17 protein-coding genes are annotated in these 19,438 nt (G+C 55.4%); 12 read left to right on the plus strand and 5 right to left on the minus strand.

Annotation, left to right across the window (positions count from 1 at the left end):
- Nucleotides 1-89 precede the first annotated feature (89 nt).
- Nucleotides 90-1,409 carry a nucleotide sugar dehydrogenase gene (locus tag CA54_RS11920; protein WP_146370986.1) on the plus strand — a complete coding sequence of 440 codons (1,320 nt, stop codon included), beginning with the start codon at nt 90-92 and terminating at the stop codon, nt 1,407-1,409.
- Between the two features lie 86 nt (nt 1,410-1,495).
- On the opposite strand, the gene CA54_RS11925 is transcribed toward CA54_RS11920, so the two are convergent.
- From CA54_RS11925 to CA54_RS11945, 5 genes are all read right to left on the minus strand, one after another.
- Nucleotides 1,496-2,302, minus strand: a complete 807-nt coding sequence (locus CA54_RS11925) for a CPBP family intramembrane glutamic endopeptidase (protein WP_146370987.1) — start codon at nt 2,300-2,302, stop codon at nt 1,496-1,498.
- A 9-nt stretch (nt 2,303-2,311) separates the two neighbouring features.
- Nucleotides 2,312-5,167 carry a 2-oxoglutarate dehydrogenase E1 component gene (locus CA54_RS11930; RefSeq protein ID WP_146370988.1) on the minus strand — a complete coding sequence of 952 codons (2,856 nt, stop codon included), beginning with the start codon at nt 5,165-5,167 and terminating at the stop codon, nt 2,312-2,314.
- A 63-nt stretch (nt 5,168-5,230) separates the two neighbouring features.
- The gene (locus CA54_RS11935) at nt 5,231-5,584 is read right to left on the minus strand and encodes an STAS domain-containing protein (RefSeq protein ID WP_146370989.1); all 354 of its coding nucleotides are present in this window, start codon (nt 5,582-5,584) and stop codon (nt 5,231-5,233) included.
- Between the two features lie 279 nt (nt 5,585-5,863).
- Entirely contained in the window at nt 5,864-6,475 is a 612-nt protein-coding gene (locus CA54_RS11940; RefSeq protein WP_146370990.1) for a PAS domain-containing protein, read from the minus strand.
- Nucleotides 6,476-6,778: 303 nt separating this feature from the next.
- Entirely contained in the window at nt 6,779-9,229 is a 2,451-nt protein-coding gene (locus CA54_RS11945; protein WP_146370991.1) for a hypothetical protein, read from the minus strand.
- Between the two features lie 242 nt (nt 9,230-9,471).
- Between CA54_RS11945 and CA54_RS11950 the strand changes: the two genes are divergently transcribed.
- The 11 genes from CA54_RS11950 to CA54_RS12000 all read left to right on the plus strand — a co-directional run bounded on the left by CA54_RS11950 (nt 9,472) and on the right by CA54_RS12000 (nt 19,365).
- On the plus strand, nt 9,472-10,314 hold the full coding sequence (locus CA54_RS11950) for a ThuA domain-containing protein (RefSeq protein ID WP_146370992.1): 843 nt from the start codon (nt 9,472-9,474) through the stop codon (nt 10,312-10,314).
- Nucleotides 10,315-10,365: 51 nt separating this feature from the next.
- Nucleotides 10,366-10,662, plus strand: coding sequence for a hypothetical protein (locus CA54_RS11955; protein ID WP_146370993.1), 297 nt, complete (start codon nt 10,366-10,368; stop codon nt 10,660-10,662).
- Nucleotides 10,663-10,766: 104 nt separating this feature from the next.
- Nucleotides 10,767-11,096, plus strand: a complete 330-nt coding sequence (locus CA54_RS11960) for a hypothetical protein (protein WP_146370994.1) — start codon at nt 10,767-10,769, stop codon at nt 11,094-11,096.
- Between the two features lie 104 nt (nt 11,097-11,200).
- Nucleotides 11,201-11,512 carry a hypothetical protein gene (locus CA54_RS11965; RefSeq protein ID WP_146370995.1) on the plus strand — a complete coding sequence of 104 codons (312 nt, stop codon included), beginning with the start codon at nt 11,201-11,203 and terminating at the stop codon, nt 11,510-11,512.
- On the plus strand, nt 11,509-12,453 hold the full coding sequence (locus tag CA54_RS11970) for an outer membrane protein assembly factor BamB family protein (protein ID WP_146370996.1): 945 nt from the start codon (nt 11,509-11,511) through the stop codon (nt 12,451-12,453). The genes CA54_RS11965 and CA54_RS11970 overlap by 4 nt, the downstream gene beginning before the upstream one ends.
- A 146-nt stretch (nt 12,454-12,599) precedes the next feature.
- Nucleotides 12,600-14,027, plus strand: a complete 1,428-nt coding sequence (locus CA54_RS11975) for a sulfatase (protein ID WP_146370997.1) — start codon at nt 12,600-12,602, stop codon at nt 14,025-14,027.
- Nucleotides 14,028-14,120: 93 nt separating this feature from the next.
- Nucleotides 14,121-14,822, plus strand: a complete 702-nt coding sequence (locus CA54_RS11980) for an SDR family oxidoreductase (protein WP_146370998.1) — start codon at nt 14,121-14,123, stop codon at nt 14,820-14,822.
- A 316-nt stretch (nt 14,823-15,138) separates the two neighbouring features.
- Complete coding sequence (locus CA54_RS11985; protein ID WP_145428498.1) at nt 15,139-15,423, plus strand: antibiotic biosynthesis monooxygenase family protein; 285 nt, start codon at nt 15,139-15,141, stop codon at nt 15,421-15,423.
- Between the two features lie 409 nt (nt 15,424-15,832).
- Complete coding sequence (locus CA54_RS11990; RefSeq protein ID WP_197532406.1) at nt 15,833-16,876, plus strand: HEAT repeat domain-containing protein; 1,044 nt, start codon at nt 15,833-15,835, stop codon at nt 16,874-16,876.
- Between the two features lie 529 nt (nt 16,877-17,405).
- The gene (locus CA54_RS11995; protein WP_146371000.1) at nt 17,406-18,506 is read left to right on the plus strand and encodes a hypothetical protein; all 1,101 of its coding nucleotides are present in this window, start codon (nt 17,406-17,408) and stop codon (nt 18,504-18,506) included.
- 91 nt (nt 18,507-18,597) lie between these two features.
- Nucleotides 18,598-19,365: an enoyl-CoA hydratase/isomerase family protein gene (locus CA54_RS12000; protein WP_146371001.1), complete on the plus strand. Its 768-nt coding sequence runs from the start codon at nt 18,598-18,600 to the stop codon at nt 19,363-19,365.
- The last annotated feature ends 73 nt before the right edge of the window (nt 19,366-19,438 follow it).

Genomic DNA, 19,438 nt, shown 5'->3' on the forward strand with positions numbered 1-19,438 from the left:
CGTGCGCTGTCGCTGTTGTGTGCACCGTATAACCGCTACAACCTGTTAGTCTTCCCCCGAAATTCCCCTGACTTCTGGATTGCCGAACTATGACCGTTCCGTTGGATCAAGCCATTGCGGACAAAACCGCTAAAATTGGAATTGTGGGTTTGGGCTACGTCGGACTGCCGTTGATCCGTGCGTTTATCGCCTCGGGATTCGACACCATGGGCTTTGATGTCGATCAGCGCAAGGTCGATTTGCTGAAAGCCGGGAAGACCTACATTGATCACATCAAACCGGAGTGGATCCAAGAATGGACTGCTTCCGGGAAGTTTGAGCCGACCGCCGATATGGCGCGCATGGCGGAAGCCGATACGCTGCTGATTTGCGTTCCCACGCCGCTGTCCGATAGCCGCGATCCCGATCTGTCATACGTTGAAGGGACGGCTCAGCAAATTGCCGCCTCCTTGCGCCCGGGGCAATTGGTGATTCTGGAAAGCACGACCTATCCCGGCACCACCCGCGATGTGTTGTTGCCGATCCTGTCAGCTTCGGGATTGGAAGCGGGCAAAGATTTTTATCTGGCCTACAGCCCCGAACGTGAAGATCCGGGTAATCTCGATTTCTCCGCCGATGGAATTCCCAAAGTGGTAGGCGGCATCGATGAAACGAGTTCACGGCTGGCAAAGCTGCTGTACGATTCGGCCATCGTCAATACGGTGCCGGTCTCGTCGCCAGAAGTCGCCGAAGCGTGCAAGATTTTGGAAAACACCTATCGTGCGGTCAATATCGCGCTGGTCAATGAATTGAAGATGTTGCTCGATCGGATGGACATCGATGTCTGGGAAGTCATCGATGCGGCCAAGACCAAGCCGTTTGGTTTCCAGGCGTTCTATCCCGGCCCCGGTTTGGGCGGCCACTGCATTCCAATCGATCCGTTTTACTTAAGCTGGGTCGCCCGCAAGGAAGGTATGCAGACGCGGTTTATTGAGTTGGCCGGCGAAGTCAACACACACATGCCGCAATACGTCATCGACCGACTGGCGCTGGCGCTCAACGAGCACGGCAAGCCGATCAAGGGGAGCAAAATTTGCGTGTTGGGCGTCGCCTATAAAAAAGACGTCGACGATCCCCGTGAAAGCCCATCGTTCGTGCTGATGGACCTATTGCGGGAACGGGGAGCGGTGCTGAGCTACAGCGACCCGCACGTCCCCAAACTGCCGCAAATGCGGCACCACGACGTCCCGGATCTGAGCAGTGAAGAATTGACGCCCGAATTTCTAGCGTCACAAGACTGCCTGCTGATATCGACGGACCACACCCGTTTCGACTACGAAGCCATCGTGCGACACGGGCAATTGATCGTCGACACGCGGAATTCGACGAAGAATGTCGTTGATGGGCGCGAGAAGATCTGGAAAGCGTAAATCGCTCGTGATTAAATGAGCCACGGATTAACACAGATCAAACACGGATGTTGGCGCTGCTGGCATTCAAAATCGCTCATTCCGCTTTACGACGTCGGCCCCTGTGAGAGTGCCAATAGCAGGTTTACGCCGTTAAACAGGGCGTGCATTAGTACGTTGGTTAGGTAACTGCGGCGGCGGTAGTAGACGTAGCCTAGGATCAACGATAGCGGGATCAACGGCAGTGGGTCGGGCCAGGAGTTGGCGTGGATGGCGGCGAAGGCAATAGCGACCGATACGATCGCTGTGGATGGGGTCACGCGGTCTTGCAACCAGCCTTGTAGGATCACGCGAAATAGCAGCTCCTCGCAGAGCGGTGCGGCGACCAATACGGCGAGCGTGATCCAGGCAACTGTTTGTACCGAGGGATGGTCCTGCAGCATGCGGATGAGGGGGTGCCCGTTGTTCGCTGTGCGGAGCGGTTCGATCAATAGGCTCACGATCCACACGGGAAGTAGGCTGGCGAACAAACCCCATAGGGCTGCTTTGAAGTCGCCTCCCCATTGGCCGGGCAGCGGCAGCAGATCGCGCGGCTTGGCGCCGGCGGCATAAAGCCATAATGGGATCAACAGGGCACATTTTCCCAGCCCGGAATATGTGCCGGCTTGAATTCGAGTGAGGGGGCTGGATTCGCTTTCCAGACCCAGCAGAGAAACGACGATCGCATCGGCGAGCACCCAAATGCCGAGCGCTGCTAAGATCGACCAGTGGTCCCAGCGGACCGGTTGGGGTTCGCATTGCTGGAGTGGCAGACGGCCTTGTGTGAACTCGCGCACAGCGGTTGCCCAGACAGCGGCACTGATGAATCCGGCCAGCGTCATCAGCAGCGGAATGAGATCGTCGAAGGAAGTCATACGCAACGGCTACTCGCGATTGAAGGCCCGTGCGATAATGACGTCCTGTTCCACACGATGGCTCCGTGCCGAACCGGTTGCCGGACTGGCCGACGAGGCTCGGCAGACACACGAGAGCGGAAACCGGCCGAACAATCGTTCGCCGAACCGGCAAAACAGATACCGCCAGGCACCCATGTTCTCCGGTTCGTCCTGGATCCACACTGCGGGAGTGCCAACGGGATAGTCGGCTAGAATCTTGTTTAGGCCTTCTTCATACAGTGGATAAAGTTGCTCGATGCGGATGATGGCCACGTCATGACGATCCCATTCCTCTCGTTCGGCAATCAGATCGTAGTAGACCTTACCGCTACACAACAAAATTCGCTTGACCTCGGCTGGATCACTCTCGAGCGCGTCGGGAATCGAATATTGGAACTCACCGGTAGCACACTCGTCGAGTGTAGAGACTGCTTCGGGATGCCGTAGCAGGCTTTTTGGCGTCATGACGATCAGCGGTTTTTTCCAACGGCACAAGACTTGTCGTCGCAAACAATGAAACATTTGTGCCGGGGTTGTGGGGGAAACGATTTGCATGTTGTCGTCCGCGGCCAGGGTCAAAAACCGTTCTAGCCGCGCGCTGGAATGCTCTGGACCCTGCCCTTCAAATCCGTGTGGTAACAACACGACCACGCCACTGAGCCGATCCCATTTATCCTCACCACTGGCGATGAACTGGTCAAAGATGACTTGCGCGGTATTGGCGAAGTCGCCGAACTGTGCTTCCCAGATGACCAGTCCGTCGGGACAGTCGAGGCTGTAGCCATATTCAAATCCAAGGACCCCTGCTTCGGACAATGGGCTGTTGAAGATATCAACCGCGCCTTGTTCAGGAGCAAGATGTCTGAGTGGAATATAAGAGTGCCCGTCGTCGTAGTCGCACAGCACGGCGTGCCGATGACTGAACGTGCCGCGGCCCACGTCTTGGCCGCTTAGCCGTAATCGTGTCCCTTCAGCAACCACGGTCCCCATGGCCAATGCCTCAGCAGCCCCCCAATCGAGCGGTCGTTTGCCTTCAGCCATTTCCCGACGGGCTGCTAACAGCCGATTGATTTTGGGGTGCGGAGTAAAATCGTCCGGCAGTTCAGTTTGGATCTTCAAGATTTCACTGAGCACCGATTTGTCGACGGCTGTCGAGACTTGGTCCGCCTTGCTCACGTGACCGCCATGATAGCCCAGCCAAACCCCTCCCAACTTATCGACGCATTGAATAAAGGTCTCGCGGCGGGCAATCGCCAAGTCCTTCTCCAGTTCTTTGCGTCGGTCCTCGATGATGGCGTCGGCTTCTTCTTTGGTCATGCCCCGCAACGACAGCAGGTGATTCAAATATGCTTCGAAGACCGTGGGCCGGTTTTTGATCGCGCGGTACATCACCGGTTGCGTGAACATCGGCTCGTCGCCTTCGTTGTGTCCGCGGCGGCGATAACAGTACATATCGATGATCACGTCGCGCTGGAATTCGCGGCGAAAATCGAGCGCCAAATCGACCACCTGTGCCACCGCCTCGGGGTCTTCACCATTCACGTGGAAGATAGGGCTTTGCAGCATCTTGGCGACGTCAGTGGCATAAGTGCTCGAACGCGCCTCTTTAGGCCCGGTGGTGAAACCGATTTGATTGTTGACGATGACGTGAATCGTGCCACCGGTGGAGTATCCGGGCAACTCGCTGAGGTTCAATGTCTCTTGAACGATTCCTTCACCGGCGAAGGCAGCGTCGCCGTGGATTAAGATCGCCATGCTGCGGTGACCTTCGGCGTCACCTTTACGATCCTGTTTGGCTCGTAGTCGTCCCACGGCAACGGGGTTCACGAATTCCAGATGGCTGGGGTTGAAGCAGAGCGTGAGGTGCACTTCATTGCCCTCGGCGGTCGTCCAATCCGAACTATGTCCGAGATGGTATTTGACGTCGCCGCGGCCGAAGTTCAGCTCGGGATCTTTGTCTTCGAATTCGCGGAAAATCAGTCGGGGGCTTTTTCCCAGAATGTTGGCCAACACGTTCAGCCGCCCGCGATGCGCCATGCCCAGCACGATTTCGCGGACACCGTCATCCCCCGCTTTGTCGATGGCCATATCGAGTAACGGAATTAGGCTTTCGGCTCCCTCCAACGAAAAACTTTTGGCGCCGACAAATTTGGTTTGGATAAATTCCTCAAACAGGACCGCGTTACTCAAACGCGTCAGAATTCGCAACTGCTCGTCCCGGCCCAACTTGATGTGATTGGCGGTCTTCTCCATACGATCTTGCAGCCATTGCCGTACGCTCAGGCTATCAATGTGCATGAACTGCGCGCCGATGGAGCGGCAATATGTGGTTTGCAGCCACTTGATCATGGCGCGGATCGTGTTGACTTCCGGGCCGCCGAACCATTCGGTCGACATCGGCCGCTGTAGGTCTTCCTCGGTGAAGCCGTAAAAGGCCGGGTCCAGTTCCGCCGGGCTGCTGCGTGGCTGATCCAGCGGATCGACAGCGGCAATGATGTGTCCCCGCACGCGAAAGTTGCGGATTAACTGATCCAATCGTTCCTGCAAACCGGCCATGTCGTGGACATCGCTGGATTTTTTGCCGTTGGCCGAGACGTTGGATGTTGGATTGAACAGGCTGCGTTGGCCGAACGGCGATTGCGCGGATTGCGGAGGCGGACCGTCTTGGCCCAGCATCTCCTCGCGGAACCAAGCCCGCCATTGTTCGGGGACCGACGTGGGATCGCGCTGGTATTCGGCGAATAGCTGCTCGACGAATGCCAAACTTTGGCTGTTGAGCTGTTCGCCGATGTGGGTACCATTTTGTGTTTCGGCGGGGATGCTGTCTGGGGGAGCGTGATTCATGGGCGTGATGTTGCCGCAACCAAAAATGAAGAAGTCTGAATAAGGGCAGAAAGCCCGCACACGTCAAACCGTCAATGTCTGTAGCGCCTCTTCGCGGGTCGCCACGATCGGCACGATTTTGGACATGTTCATTGTGCCCAAAACCTCCAACATCTGCGACGATGCGTTGCAAATGACCGATTTGCCCCCATGCTTACGCACAGCCTTGGAGAAGACAATCATCATGCCGATGAATTCGGACCCGAAATAAAAGGCGTCCGAGAGATCGATCAAGAGGCCTTTGATCTCTTTGCTGGCTAAATCCCGCTGCATGGAACTGGAGGCCATGTGAAAATCGCGATATCGAAATTCACCCGCGCCGAAGTGCGGGATGAGGATTAAGATATCGCCGTTCTGTTCCGTTTCATAGATACTCATGCGCTATTCGTCGTTCCGAATCGAGAATCCCTTTTGTCAGTCCACCACGCGACGATTACTGCGTCCCCATTGGGAACAAATGAGCGAAATCGGCAACGTTCAGCATGGCATCGCAAATATCGTGCTGTCGCACTTCGCGATTTGTGGTCAAGGGCCTATGGTACCTGATTAGGGCCCGCAAATACAATTGGTTCCACACGTCCCTTTTGTGCGATCGTTGCCAAATAAGCCGTTCGTGTTGCCTAGCGGTATGGGTTGGAGATTCCAGCTGAGCGGCAATCACGATTCGCGGCCCGATCCGGAGTCGCCGGCGGATAACCTAGCCAAGGCTGCTGAGGTGCGCGTGAGTACTTCCTGGAGAGCGTCCATGGTTTCGCGAGCCTGGAAATCGTTTTCCACGCGATCCAGCCGCAGAGCGATTTCAGGAATGCGGCTGGTTAAAGACTTGATCTGGTGTTGCTCGTCCTCGAATTGCTCATCGGCCAGTTTTCGTTCCGTCACATCCCAGAAGAGGACCTGCACACCGATGTGGTGCCCTTGAGCATCCTGCACGGGCGTTTTAAAGACTTCGACATAACGGATGTCGCCGTCGATATTCAAATGCCGCTCGACATCGTGCAGGACTCCGCCTCGTTTGAGCACGTCGGCGTCATCGCGGCGGTATTTGTCCGCCATTTCCTGGGGAAACAGGTCATAATCGGTTTTGCCGATCAACTCACCAGGGCGAGAGCCTGATTCTTGGCAGAACCGCTGATTGGCGAACAGGATCCGCCCGCCGAGATCCTTGAAGATGACGTTCACCGGCATGCTTTCGAGCAAGGCGTGCGAAAGCTCTTTCGAAACGGGGAATCCGTCGACTGAAGAAGACCGCAGTTGATCTTCGCTGGCCATAATGGCATTCGCTGGCAAGTACACGGTTCCCACACGCTGCCAATCGAGTCTGTTTGACAACGCAGCAATTGAGTTGCGGCCCGCACTGTCGCATCAACGGTTTGGGGGCCGCGGCATCCTCTACCCTCGGAAATAGTGGCCCGCTGGTAATCTAATCCGATGTGGGGTGGTTTGCAAGATGGAGCAGCGGTTGGGGGACACGACTAGGTAGTTTCGTCAAGTCGTTTCAAAATCCTCTGACGCATTTCGCTGATACGGACCTGAAATTTCCAGAACATGCTCAACCCGGTTTTGACACGGGCATTAGCGTTGCATGTGCAGACCACCGGTCCTTTCGACAAAACGTCGCCAACTTTCGATGGCACGGCTCCGTTTTTGCACGGAACCACTGCTGGGATGATACCCCAAAGTTCCCTGCTTTTCTGAAAGATGTCGCACTTCGTCGAAGGCCATCTCCCGAATCACTTGTTGATCGTGTCCCATCCACTTCACCAATTGCAACGACGGCGCCAAACGTTCGGCGTCGGCCTTGGGAATACCCCAAAGTAGACTATAGATCACGTCGGGGGTTTCTTCGTAGTAAACCTTGGAAAGCTCCTGTTTGAGTTTGTCGCCATTCTCGGGATCGGTCGGCAGCCAGTCCCGCAGTCCATCCGCGGCGGCCCGCCGGGCACTTTCAGATTCCGAACCGGAAAGTGCCTTGACCAGCACTTCGTAATTTTCGGTCAACGCAAAACATTTGACTCCCAACGCGGCAATGTCCTCGTCGGCGTGATCTACAGCTCCAACCAACGAGATTTCGATCGGCTGTACCTCGTCAAATTCTCGTGCGAAGCGGCGGCTGTGCTCCAATTGCTTTCCTGTTAACTTCGGCATACCAAGCCAGTTGGGCATGGTCGTGAGCGGAGCAGATGGCTCAACGGTGCCATCTGCACTCACCTGAGGGCGTTGCCCTGGCGTTAAGGGGATCCAAGCGGGACCATCTTTGACAATTTTGAGTTGTTTTCCATCAAAGAATTGGATTGTCCCCGCTGCCACATAGAGGTCGCCGGTGTAGGAATTGTCTACCAACGGTTGGTCCGATCCCTCGGGACGACGCGGGTTGATTTCCAAGCCCCAGACGGCATCGGGTGTGAGGAATTTCACCTGCCATAACTCATTCCCCACTTTCAAACCAATTTCGACCGGCCCGTCATGGTCGTTTGCTGATTTTGAATTGCCGCGAAAGACTAACCGGCCGCGGGTGACTTTAAGTGTGCAATGTCCTGCCTCGCTGGACTCAGACAATTCCATCAATGATCCGTTTTGGCTGCCCGGCAACAGCGTGACGTGCGTGTTTCCTTCTGAGAGCCGAACCGATGCAAAATAGGGATCGGGCACCGCAATCCGATCACCCGGGTGGATCTTCGAACGGGGCGCTAACTTACTCCAGCCCGCTTCGTGGGGATCGTGGACCAACATGATCCCGTTTTGTCCGGGTTGGTATTGCGCGGTCACTGGCGAACGCAGTTTTTCGGGGGGTGTTGGGACCGTTTCCAACGGCTGTGGAGGTGTCTCGACAACCGCAACTTTGTCCTGCTCGCTCTCAGCGGAAACAAGTTCCGGCCCGGGATCCGTTTCGCTTGTCGCTGTTTCCGTTGCTGTTTCATCCAGCGCTTCAGTCGGCGTTGTATCCGTCGGAGTCGCGGGCAATGGTGTCTCGGTTTCTGTTTCCAATTCCGTTTCTACCGGGACATCCGGCGGGAAGAGGTTGTCGTCCTGCGGATCGACCTCGGGCAAAACGGTATCAATTTCGCCGGGCAAGGTGGTGGCGACTTCAACCGCACCATCGGGTGGCGCAGGGGGATCGATGGATGCTTCTGGATCGAACGTTTCAATTTCAGCGAGCTGTGTATCATCCGGTTCGTCTGCGGATTCCGCCTGTGCCGGCGGCTCAACCACTTCCTCGACGACCTCTACCTCTTCAGTACCAGCAAGCTCATTGCTGGCAATTTCCACGGGAACTTCATCAACGGTCGGCTCCTCTTGCGCGGGCAGTTTGGGCTGCTTTTTCTCAATCGCGGCAAAATTCGCCTGCCCGCCAGTGCCGGCGTTATCCGTGACGTTTTTTTCGTCCGACTGGCTGGGATCTATAATCATGAGCGCGACCAGCAACAACCCAGCCCCGACTGCCACAAAGGGGAGCGCGCGTTTCCACAGCGGCGGTTTTCGCAAATAGTCGGGAATCCCTTTGCGAAAGTCGTCTTGTTCAGCGACCGCCGGACGAGCGGCGACCGGCTGCGGCGCTGGACGAGCGCCCGACTTCGATTTGGACCGCTCTTTCGTGGGGGCTGGTTCCGGGGCGGGAGTGGGCAGCGTGGCGACCTGTTCCGGTGCGGTGAGGGCGTAAATCCGTTCGCGGCTTTCCGGAACGATATCGACCGGTTCGCCCAGAACGAGCGTCAAAATCTGATGGCAACCCGCGACCTCAGCCAAGTAGATGTCCGATTCCAGAGAGGTCTTCTCCACGTCCGCCACCTTCTCCGGCGGCAGTGTGTTATCCAAATATTCGGCAACCGTGTTGGGGTCCAATCCGCTGCCGGGACCGGTTAGCGTCGGTGCGGTCAGCCGTCGTCGTCGTAAGACCTCGCGAATGCGGTTGATCAACGACGTGGCGAAATGGCTGTCGGCAATTTTTTCGCCGAGTTCCTTCGTCTGCTTCGGCTCTAAAATATCGTCGAGATATGCCAGCAGTGTTCTCAGGGTCAACCGCACGGTCCTACTCCTTCACATCAAATTTCAATCAACGTCGCGTTTGGGAAACATCCCCTACTCCTGTTAGTGGGGAATCCGCTCACATTTCGTACAACAAAATCGCTAAAAAATTAAAAAAACTCAAATTCCTTGAAATCCAACCTCCACTTCTCTCAAAACAGCGGAGAATTTCGCCGCAGATGGTTACGATGGGTGTACGTTCGTCCCACTCCCCCCCTGAACCGCCGGAGGTCCGCGATTCGATGCTGACTCGATTGCCATTCCTATGCTGTTTGTTGATCGCTGCCATTTTCTGTGCGGCGCTGCCCCATTCCGCCGCTGCCGAGGAGGCCCCCAAGACAAAACGGTTGCTGCTCATTGGGCAGGGGCCGGACAATCACAAACCGACGACACACGAATACATGGCCGGAATGCAGGTCGTCGCCCATTTGCTGCAGAATGTCGACGGTCTGCAAACGATCATCACCAAAGCGGACGAACCGTGGGCCGAGGGACCGGAGTTGCTCGACGGTGCCGATGGAGTAGTGCTGTTTGTCTCGCAAGGGGCAAAGTGGCTCAGCCAGAACCCGGAACGGTTGGCAGCGTTTGAGCGGCTCGCCCAACGGGGCGGCGGTTTTTCGGTGTTGCATTGGGGAATGGGAACCCGGGAGGCAGCCGACATTGCGTCGTTCGTGAATCTCTTCGGCGGCTGCCATGGCGGACCGGACCGCAAATACAAATTCCTGACGACAACAATGTCCGTCGCTGATGGTCAGCACCCCATCACGCGCGGCTTAAAAACGCTCGAACTGGAGGAGGAATTTTACTACCAACTGAAGTTCCCCAAACCGCCGGCTAAAATTACGCCGTTGATCAAAGCTCGCATCGAGGACCAAGACGAAACCGTCTCCTGGGCCTGGCAACGCCCCAACGGCGGCCGTTCGTTTGGCTTTAGCGGTTTGCATTTCCACGACAACTGGAAACACGAAACGTACCGCCGGTTAGTCAAGCAAGGCATTCTTTGGACGTTGAAATATCCGATTCCCGAGAAGGGCGCCGATGTGGCGGTAGAGGCATCGGTGTTGGAATTGAAACCTCGCGAATAGCCCGTAGGGCAGGCTCGTTAATGCGTTCATAACGATGAGAAAGGGTGACGTATGAAACAGAAATTCGACGTAAAGACTGCGATCAAAACGACCCGTTGGATGGGTTTTTTCTGCACTGGGTTGTCGTTCATGTTTGTGGTGGCAGCTTTGTTTTTGGGGGTCGAAAGCGGCGTCCCTTTTCTGGTGGCGATACTACCGCTGAATTTGTTGGCGGCTGCCTTTGGTACAATGTTTCACTTGTTTCGATCACAGCAATCGGAAACTGACGTCATGCAGGTGGAAATTGACCAATTGAAAGCGACGGTTCAACAATTGCAGGGCATTGGTCAATCGGCAACCAGCGTGTAGGGCAGGCTCCCGCCTGCCGTCGCGCGATGACACGGTTTCAATGGCAGGCAGGAGCCTGCCCTGCGGATCGTTAACGCGTTCGTAACGATGAGAAAGGGTGATGTATGAAACAGAAATTCGACGTGAATACCGCGATCAAAGGAATCCGCTGGATGGCCTTCAGCTGCTCTGGCTTGTCGTTTATTTATATTGCGATGGTGTTCTACTTCTTAAATCTCGCCTCGGAAGATAAAGGGGCCACGGCAATTCCTTTCGCCATGGGCTTACTAATGACGGCCTTGCCTCTAGGGCCCGTATGCGGTGCCTTTCATGGAGTGTTCCACGTGTTTCGATACCAGCAATCGAAAACCGAAGATATGCAGGCGGAAATTGACCAATTGAAAGCGACGGTTCAACAATTGCAGGGCATTGGTCAATCGGCAACCAGCGTGTAGGGCAGGCTCCCGCCTGCCGTCGCGCGAGGACACGGTTTCAACGGCAGGCGGGAGCCTGCCCTACGGCTCGTTAATGCGTTCGTAACGATGTGAAAGGGTGACGTATGAAACAGAAATTCAAAGTTGATGAGTGGATCAAAATGAGCCGCGGAATGGCCTTTTTCTGCATTGCCTTCGCGGTCTTTTGTATCGCGGCAGAGATTTATTTGGGGGGCGACCGCGGTAGCAGCGTTTTTAATCTCATGGGCGTGTCCCTATTAATGTTGTCAATTGCCTATAGCACAATGTTCCACGTGTTTCGATCACAACAATCAGAAATCAAGAATTTGAAAGCCGCCGTCGAAAGATTGCAAAACGGCGATTCTCCCGTAGAGAGCATGACAGCCCCACAAATCGAAGGAGTGACCACCACATGAAGCACTGTCTCACTACCGTCTTTTGTCTCGCCGGTCTCCTCACCGCCGCAAACGCACAAGCGGAGCGGTTGGTTTTGGTGGGGGCTTCGTATGGTAAAAATGTGCTTGCCATTTGTGATGCGGATGGCGAAGTAATTTGGTCACACAAGACTGCTGGGCCGAGCAAGGGGCATGCGGGGCATCATGATGTGCAGTTGTTGGCCAATGGAAACATTCTGTTCCACGACAGTTGGACCCAGCTCACCGAGATGACCTTGGATAAAAAGGTCGTCTGGACGTATGACTCCGCCACGATGAACGGCAATGCTGGCAAACGGGTCGACGTGCACGCTTTTGCCCGTCTGCCCAATGGAAACACTCTGATTACCGAGAGTGGCGTGGGGCGGATGATTGAAGTCGACGGTGCGGGGAAGATTGTGCATCAGATCCCACTGAAACCGGGTGGCACGCAGTCGACGCGGTTGGTGCGGATGACGCCCCAAGGGACATACCTCGTCTGTTCCGAAGACCCCGGCGTGGTGACGGAATACAATCGCGATGGGGAAATCGTTTGGGAGTACCCCGTCAAAACCCGCGTCTACGGTGCCATTCGTTTGCGCAACGGCAACACGTTGATCGCTTCGGGCGGAGGCAATAGCGTGCTGGAGGTCACCCCCGACAATCAGGTTGTTTGGGAAATCAAGAACAAGGTGCCCGGCACCGATGTGGAATTGAAATGGACGACTTGCCTAGAGGAATTGGACAACGGCAACTTTGTCGTCGGCAACTGCCATGCGGGACCGGATAATCCGCAGATCTTTGAAATCGATCGCAACAAAAACATCGTCTGGGAATTCGATGAATACGACCTCGTCGGCAACGGCCTCGCCTGTTGGCAGATCCTAAACGACGAGCAATCCGCTTTGGTCCGCAAGAAACTTGCTGAGATCGAAACCAAGTGACGTTTTTTTAGCCACGGATTAACACAGATAAAACACGGAAAAAAAGAAGTAAGGTAACAAGAGAACGTCTCCGGGAGGGCGAGGCTCCTGCCGAGCCTCGCTGGCATGTTTGACGCACGATTATTGTTGAAACTTAAGGACACCTCATGCGTATTTTTATGGCTTTGTTCTTGATGCTGCTTTGTATTCCAGGCAAGACTGCGATTGCGGCGAAGCCGAATGTGATTTTGATTAGCGTTGATGACCTGAATGACTGGGTGGGCTGTTTGGCGGGGCATCCGCAGGCGCTGACGCCAAATATTGATCGGTTGGCGGCGCGGGGGGTGTTGTTTGCCAACGCACATTGCCAAGCTCCAGTCTGTCAGCCGTCGCGAGCCAGTCTGATGGTTTCGCGGCTGCCCTCGTCGACGGGGTTGTATTTTCTCAATCCCGGCCTGCCGCAATCGGAGGTGACGAAAAACGAGAAGACGATTCCCGAAGCCTTTGCCGATGACGGCTACCAGGTCATGGGAGCCGGCAAGTTGTTTCACAGTCAGGCGAATCAGCAGATCTTTAACCGCGTGGGGGAGTATGGCGGAAGCTTTGGCAGTTTTGGTCCGCGGCCCAAGGAAAAAATCAGCCAACCGCACGGGCATCCGTTGTGGGACTGGGGTGCATATCCCGAGCGGACCGAAGAGATGCCGGATTATAAAATCGCGACCTGGGCGGCAGAGAAGCTGAAAACAGAAGGCGAGAAACCGTATTTCCTGGCGGTTGGGTTTTTCCGTCCGCATGTTCCGATGTATGTCCCGCAAATCTGGTTTGACCTGCATCCCCGCGAGAAGGTCCTGCTGCCGGTCATCAGCGAAGGGGACATCCATGATCTGTCCCCCTATGCGCGAAACCTCGTGACGCTCAAGCATGTCGCGCCGGAGCATCAATGGGTTCAGGAGAGTGGACAATGGTCACATGCAGTGCAGTCGTATTTGGCCTCGGTCAGTTTTGCTGACTATTGCGTGGGGAAGGTCCTGGATGCATTGGACCAGCGGGCGGACAAGCAGAACACGATCGTCTGTTTATTCTCCGACCATGGATTTCATCTGGGCGAAAAAGAACGCTGGGCAAAGCGTTCGCTGTGGGAGGATGGCACGCGGGTGCCGTTGATCATTGCCGGGCCGGAAATCAAACCGGCAGTCTGCGAGCGTCCGGTCGGTTTGATCGATATTTATCCGACGCTACTGCAACTGTCCGGCCAGAAAGCAAATCCGCAGCATGAAGGGCAATCACTGGTGCCGCTGCTGGAAGATCCGTCGCGCGCCTGGGACCGCCCGGCGATCACAACCTTCGGCCGCGGCAACCATGCGGTCCGTTCAACGCGCTGGCGGTACATTCATTATGTCGACGGTTCGGAGGAACTGTACGATCACGACCACGATCCCCATGAATGGACCAATCTGGCCGGTGATCCGCAGATGAAGAGCGTCCTCAACGCCCACCGCAAATGGCTGCCCCAGGACGAACAACCGATCCTGGGCAAAGGTTCGACCGGTCATAAAGCATACGAGGCGGCCGCGGCGGAGTTGAAGGCGAAGTAACGCAGTGCGACTTCGGTAGCAAGCTCGCTACTGAACTGCAGACGGCTTATAAATTATTGATTTGCTTGAGGTGACCGAAGAAAGGCACGAACATTGACTGATAAAGTTGCACTGATCACAGCTGCTGGGAGCGGCATGGGCGCGGCGATTGCTCGTAAGCTGGCTGAAAGTGGTTTCAAGATCGCGATTCTCTCTTCATCCGGTCGAGGTGAAGCCTTGGCTGCTGAGCTGGGTGGAGTCGGCGTTACTGGTTCTAACCAAAGCCCCGCAGACCTGACGCGATTTGTTGAAACGGCCATGGATGCTTTTGGCCGAATTGATGCGGTTGTTAATAGTGCCGGTCATGGGCCGAAGGGGAAAATCCTAGAAATCAGCGACGACGATTGGCATTTGGGGATGGAGGTTTATCTGTTGAATGTCATACGCATGGCGCGACTCGTGACGCCGATCCTCAAGTCGTGTGGCGGGGGAGCCATTGTCAACATCTCAACCTACGCAGCCTTTGAACCCGAACCTGCATTTCCAACGTCCGGTGCGTTTCGCGCAAGCCTGGCCGCATTCACAAAACTGTTTGCCGATGAATTTGCGTCAGCCAACATCCGCATGAACAACATTCTGCCGGGTTTTATCGATAGCCTGCCGGAGAAAAAAGCATTTCGCAGCCGCATTCCGATGGGGCGTTATGGAACGACGAATGAGATTGCCGAGACTGCCTTGTTCCTGCTCTCAGAGGGTGCACAATACATCACCGGTCAGAACATTCGCGTAGATGGTGGGATCACACGGTCGGTGTGATCTCACGATTGATGTTCGCAGTTCGTCCAAATTTGCGATTGCCGTCAGGGCGGATACCACTCACAGGAGATGTCGCGGGTGGCCGCTGATGCATGGCAAAAGAGACGTGCCTGGCAGGGAACACCGAAACTGCGGCTTCTTGTGCCTGCGGCACAAGGATAGCGATGCAATCCGTGCCACCCATTGTTGGGCAGAAGCTGGCGGGATCGCTACGTTTCCCAATCGCATTGCCCCCGGTTGTGTTTGTGTGGAAATGCGATATCATAGGCCGACGACAGTCGTAGTTTCTAGAATACTCACCGAAAGCGAATGAATTATGATTACGGTCGGCATGAATTATCACGTCATTGAGGGGAAGCAGCAGGAGTTTGAGGACAAGTTTGCCGGCGTGATCGACGCGCTCAAGGCAGCCGAAGGGCACGACAGTTCGACGTTGTGGAAAGATGTCAGCGACGATGCGTCGTATCTGATCACCAGCGAATGGTCGGACGAGAAGGCGTTTACCGATTTCATTCAGAGCGACGCGTTCCGGGCAGTGACCAACTGGGGCAAGGAACAAATCCTCAGCGGCCGTCCGCAGCACAAGATTTACAAGCACTAGAGGTTTGTTGTGTATTGCACGTGAATTGGTGGCATTCTTTGTGACGCCCCAGTCTCCTCCCCTGTAGAATTTAGGTTCAGCCGATATGGCACCTTGGATCGAAGCGATCGAAGCCGCTATTGAGGCACCATTACCTGCCACGCTGCGTGAATTGTACGAGCGCGGGGATGGAGAACGCTACGACTTTGAAGATCGTCCCGTTCCGACGTTTGGGGAACGCGCCCTAAGATTGATGTCGTCTGACGAGGTGATCCAAACATTTCGTGAATATAGCGAATGGCAAGACCTCAGGGGCTCGTGCCCATTTTGGCAAGGAGCGAGTGACAACAGTGAATTCGCATTCCTGTATGTCCGTGGGCCGTTGGCCGGACGAATCTACTATTGGGATTACGACGGCCGGATAGATTCTGTGGCATTTCGCTCCGTCGAGTCCTTACTCGAATCGGTGGATGAACTCGAAAAACGCCAACCGGGCTCGAGTTGGACTCATCTAGTCACGGACTACTTCGTTGAAAACTGGTATTACAGTTGGGAGCAAGGGATTTGCAAACCGGCCACCACAGGTGATCTGGAATCTGATCGAAACGCCGTGCGTGAATTGCGCAAAGAGTTGGAAGGCGCCGCCGTTTCCAATGATTGGAGGCTGTATCATTACACGCACAACATCATGGGAGTTACCCCTGCAGCAGATGTCGGAGATATTCTGCCGTTCCTTGATCATGAAGATGACTACGTCGTCTCTCGCGCGTGTGATGTCATCGGGACACACCGCTATGAGCCAGCCATCAAAAAACTTGGCCAAGTGGCAGATGGACCAAAAATAAACGCGAAAACTAGTGCCATCGACGCACTAGGAAGAATAGGAGCGCCTGCCGCTATTGATGTCATTCTCAATTCCTTTCCAAATTTTCCCAAAGGGCTTGATTGGCTATTTGCCATGGCACTTCGGCGCTGCGGTTGTGTTACCCGAGACGAGGAAGACCTCGAAACGGGCGAAAGAAAACATTTGGTGCGAATTCCGGGAGAAGAATCCTGGCGGAAGCTCGGAGAGATTCGTCGTGTCGAACGTGCACCTAACAAGACGATTCCGGTGGCCACATTTGGCGACTGGTCGGATTCCCTGCCCCGACTTAGTTTTACCAAACCGGCCATAGAATATTTACAATCGCTGTTGCAGGCGCCGCCATCTAGTTTGATGCGCCCACAACTGTTCGTGCGTGTCACGTATCACATGGACTCAACTGATTCCGCCGGTGATCGCAATTGTACAATCGACGATGTTGTTCGTGATGGCGATGTCGCTGTAGACTTTCCTGTTTTCCAACTGATAATGGACGCCGAAACCTTTAGGTTCGTCAATAGAGTCAAGTTTGGGATCGAATTCGATTTTGTCACGCAAGGAGAGACCGAATCGGCGGTGATCCTCTATCATTCGATTCACGGAGGGGTCTAAGCGACCTTATCAGGCAGCGATTGACCCATTGCTATGTCATCTGGCGGCAAAACTACAGATTGCGGTGCCACCCGTGACCCTATCTCCAAACCGCCAGCGCAGAAAAAACCGCCCGGGGGAAAACAAGCCTCCCGGGCGGTTGACCACACCAAACACTCTGCGTCCGTATCTCCAAATCGCACCACAGTGTTGAGAGGAGTATTGAGAGATTTTTTTTGGATTTCTCTCTGCTTTGCAGCGCGGTGAGACCTATCTGATTAGCTCGCCGTTAGTTGCCGTCGGTCGTTCGGATTGAGATGGGGGTGAATGTCTATCTTTTAATCCGTTGCTACCTCGACATCGGGGCAGGCGGACTTGACCGAAAAATTGCATTGCGATAATTTTCCGCCCCCCGAGCCAAAACTCAGGCGAATTCAGCGCTGGTGCAGAGTTTCCCCGTCGCGAATTCCTACAAAAAACCATAGTTGGCTCGTCCTCTCACGCTACCTCTCTCAACACACTTAGTTTTTGGTCTCTCAGGAAGGAACCTATGACCCGCATGTTCCCCCGCATACTGCTCGTTGGTGCAGCGGCGGTCGCATCCGTCGGGAATTCGGCCTCTGCCCAATGGCAGCCGTCTTGTGCGTCGTGCGCGCCGCCCCCCGTCGTTCAATGCGTTCAACCGCAGCCTTGTTATACAACGGTCCCAGTCACCGAAATGCGCGAGTATCGCCAAATCGTGCAGAAACCCGTTGTCGAAACCAGTTACGTGGATCAACAAGTCACCACCTATGAACCGGTAGTGGAAGATCGCGAAACCGAAGTTCCCACCGTGGCGTATCAGGACGTCACCGAATGCCGTCAAGTGACACGGGATTGCGGATATTGGACGGCCCAATATCAACCGCGCCCCAAAATGACTCCTTGCCAGTATGACAGTCGGCCGGATCTGTTCGGATTTCTGAATCGCGTTGGCTACGGCGTCCGTTCGGCCTTTACACCGAATTACTCCGTGCAACACGCCTATGTGCCGAACGTGCAGACCGTCAACGTCCCCGTGACGCGCCGCGTCGCTGTGCACGGTACGCGTAAGGTGAACTACCGCGTGACGCGGATGGTTCCCCGAACAACCACTCAAAAAGTGGCCGTCAACACCGTGCGGATGACCAGCCAAGAGGTTGTCACCCGACGGCCTGTCACCGTCTATCGTTCGGTTCCGATGGGATCATCGGTTGCGACGTATGCAGCCCCGTACAGCCCGACAACCGCGCGTGCCCCGGCACCGCAACCGGGCAGACGTGAAGCTCAACGCCGCGATCCGAGCACCCGTTCGGATTTGAAATCGGAACCGATTCCTAAACGGGAAACTGACGACAGCCACGGCGACCACAATGACGATTTCAGCGAATATGACGAGCCGAAAACGACAGTGATTCCAAAGCGACGGTCGGAATTGGCCAGAAAGGTTCCGGCACCGGCCCCGAAAAAGGCGGACTTCCGCATGGCTGGATTTCGTCCGGCCAACGGAGCACGTTCGACGGCCACACGTGTGGGGCAATGGATTGCTCATCGCACACCCTCGGCCCCGGCGATTGCTGCACCGCAAGGTCCGGCCTTCCCGGAACGGGCTGTGGCTCTGAGCGGCAATTAGCATTTGCCGCGGACATTCGTAATAATCAACAGGCACCGGTCGACTGGCCGGTGCCTGTTTTCGTTCTTTGGTAGAAGGAAATTGCGTCAAGATGGCGACCGAAATCATTTTGCAATTCGACGGACCAATCGCCCGTGTGCGGATGTCGACCGAGAACGGCGTGCACGTCTTCAGTCAGGAAACGCGGCGACAATTTGCGGCCACGTTGGATCAACTCGAAGCGGACGACAACAGCCAGGTGGTGATTTTTAGTTCCGCCGGACGCACATTTTGCGCCGGGGCGGATATATACGAACTGCGGAGCCTCAACGAGCAAACGGCGTACACGATTGCCCGTGAGGGACAGGAGTTGATGTCGCGAATCGAGCGGTTGCGACCGGTGACGATCGCCGCCATTCATGCGGCGTGCGCGGGAGGCGGGTGCGAATTATCCCTAGCTTGCGATCTGCGTTTTGGCGCCGCGGGTTGTCGCATGGGGTTGCCTGAAACATCAATCGGTGTAATCCCCGGCTGGGGGGGCACGGTGCGAACCGCGCGACTGTTTGGACCGTCAGTCGCCAAACGGATTGTGTTGGCCGCTGAATTGTGGCCGGCTGATGCAGCCCTCGGCCTGGGCTTGCTGCATGAGGTGTTTCCCGACGAGGAATTCCAGGCAGCTGTGGAACAGGAAGCTGCGCGGCTGTTGGCGCGGGGGCCGATTGGGTTGGAAACGTCCAAGCGGTTGCTCAATTCGTTCGTGCCGGGTGATATTGACGAGCAACTAGAACAAGAAGCGGTCGCCTTTGCCGCTTGTTACGCGACCGGCCAGCCGCAGGAGGGGGTCAACGCGTTTTTGGAGAAACGTGCGGCGAAATGGTAAGTCGCGGGCGAATCGAGTACAAAAGCGATCGTTGGAGTGTTTAGAATCTTCTCGCGAGCACTGTCTCGCGCCG

The sequence above is a fragment of the Symmachiella macrocystis genome (genome assembly GCF_007860075.1).
GTDB lineage: Bacteria > Planctomycetota > Planctomycetia > Planctomycetales > Planctomycetaceae > Symmachiella > Symmachiella macrocystis.

Excerpts from the sequence above, each read along its gene's own strand:
- CA54_RS11955 (WP_146370993.1), top strand. The coding sequence starts at position 10,366 with ATGAAACAGAAATTCGACGTAAAGACTGCGATCAAAACGACCCGTTGG.
- CA54_RS11970 (WP_146370996.1), top strand. The coding sequence starts at position 11,509 with ATGAAGCACTGTCTCACTACCGTCTTTTGTCTCGCCGGTCTCCTCACC.
- CA54_RS11960 (WP_146370994.1), top strand. The coding sequence starts at position 10,767 with ATGAAACAGAAATTCGACGTGAATACCGCGATCAAAGGAATCCGCTGG.
- CA54_RS11950 (WP_146370992.1), top strand. The coding sequence starts at position 9,472 with ATGCTGACTCGATTGCCATTCCTATGCTGTTTGTTGATCGCTGCCATT.
- CA54_RS11985 (WP_145428498.1), top strand. The coding sequence starts at position 15,139 with ATGATTACGGTCGGCATGAATTATCACGTCATTGAGGGGAAGCAGCAG.
- CA54_RS12000 (WP_146371001.1), top strand. The coding sequence starts at position 18,598 with ATGGCGACCGAAATCATTTTGCAATTCGACGGACCAATCGCCCGTGTG.
- CA54_RS11925 (WP_146370987.1), bottom strand. The coding sequence starts at position 2,302 with ATGACTTCCTTCGACGATCTCATTCCGCTGCTGATGACGCTGGCCGGA.
- CA54_RS11930 (WP_146370988.1), bottom strand. The coding sequence starts at position 5,167 with ATGAATCACGCTCCCCCAGACAGCATCCCCGCCGAAACACAAAATGGT.
- CA54_RS11935 (WP_146370989.1), bottom strand. The coding sequence starts at position 5,584 with ATGAGTATCTATGAAACGGAACAGAACGGCGATATCTTAATCCTCATC.
- CA54_RS11940 (WP_146370990.1), bottom strand. The coding sequence starts at position 6,475 with ATGGCCAGCGAAGATCAACTGCGGTCTTCTTCAGTCGACGGATTCCCC.
- CA54_RS11920 (WP_146370986.1), top strand. The coding sequence starts at position 90 with ATGACCGTTCCGTTGGATCAAGCCATTGCGGACAAAACCGCTAAAATT.
- CA54_RS11965 (WP_146370995.1), top strand. The coding sequence starts at position 11,201 with ATGAAACAGAAATTCAAAGTTGATGAGTGGATCAAAATGAGCCGCGGA.
- CA54_RS11995 (WP_146371000.1), top strand. The coding sequence starts at position 17,406 with ATGACCCGCATGTTCCCCCGCATACTGCTCGTTGGTGCAGCGGCGGTC.
- CA54_RS11975 (WP_146370997.1), top strand. The coding sequence starts at position 12,600 with ATGCGTATTTTTATGGCTTTGTTCTTGATGCTGCTTTGTATTCCAGGC.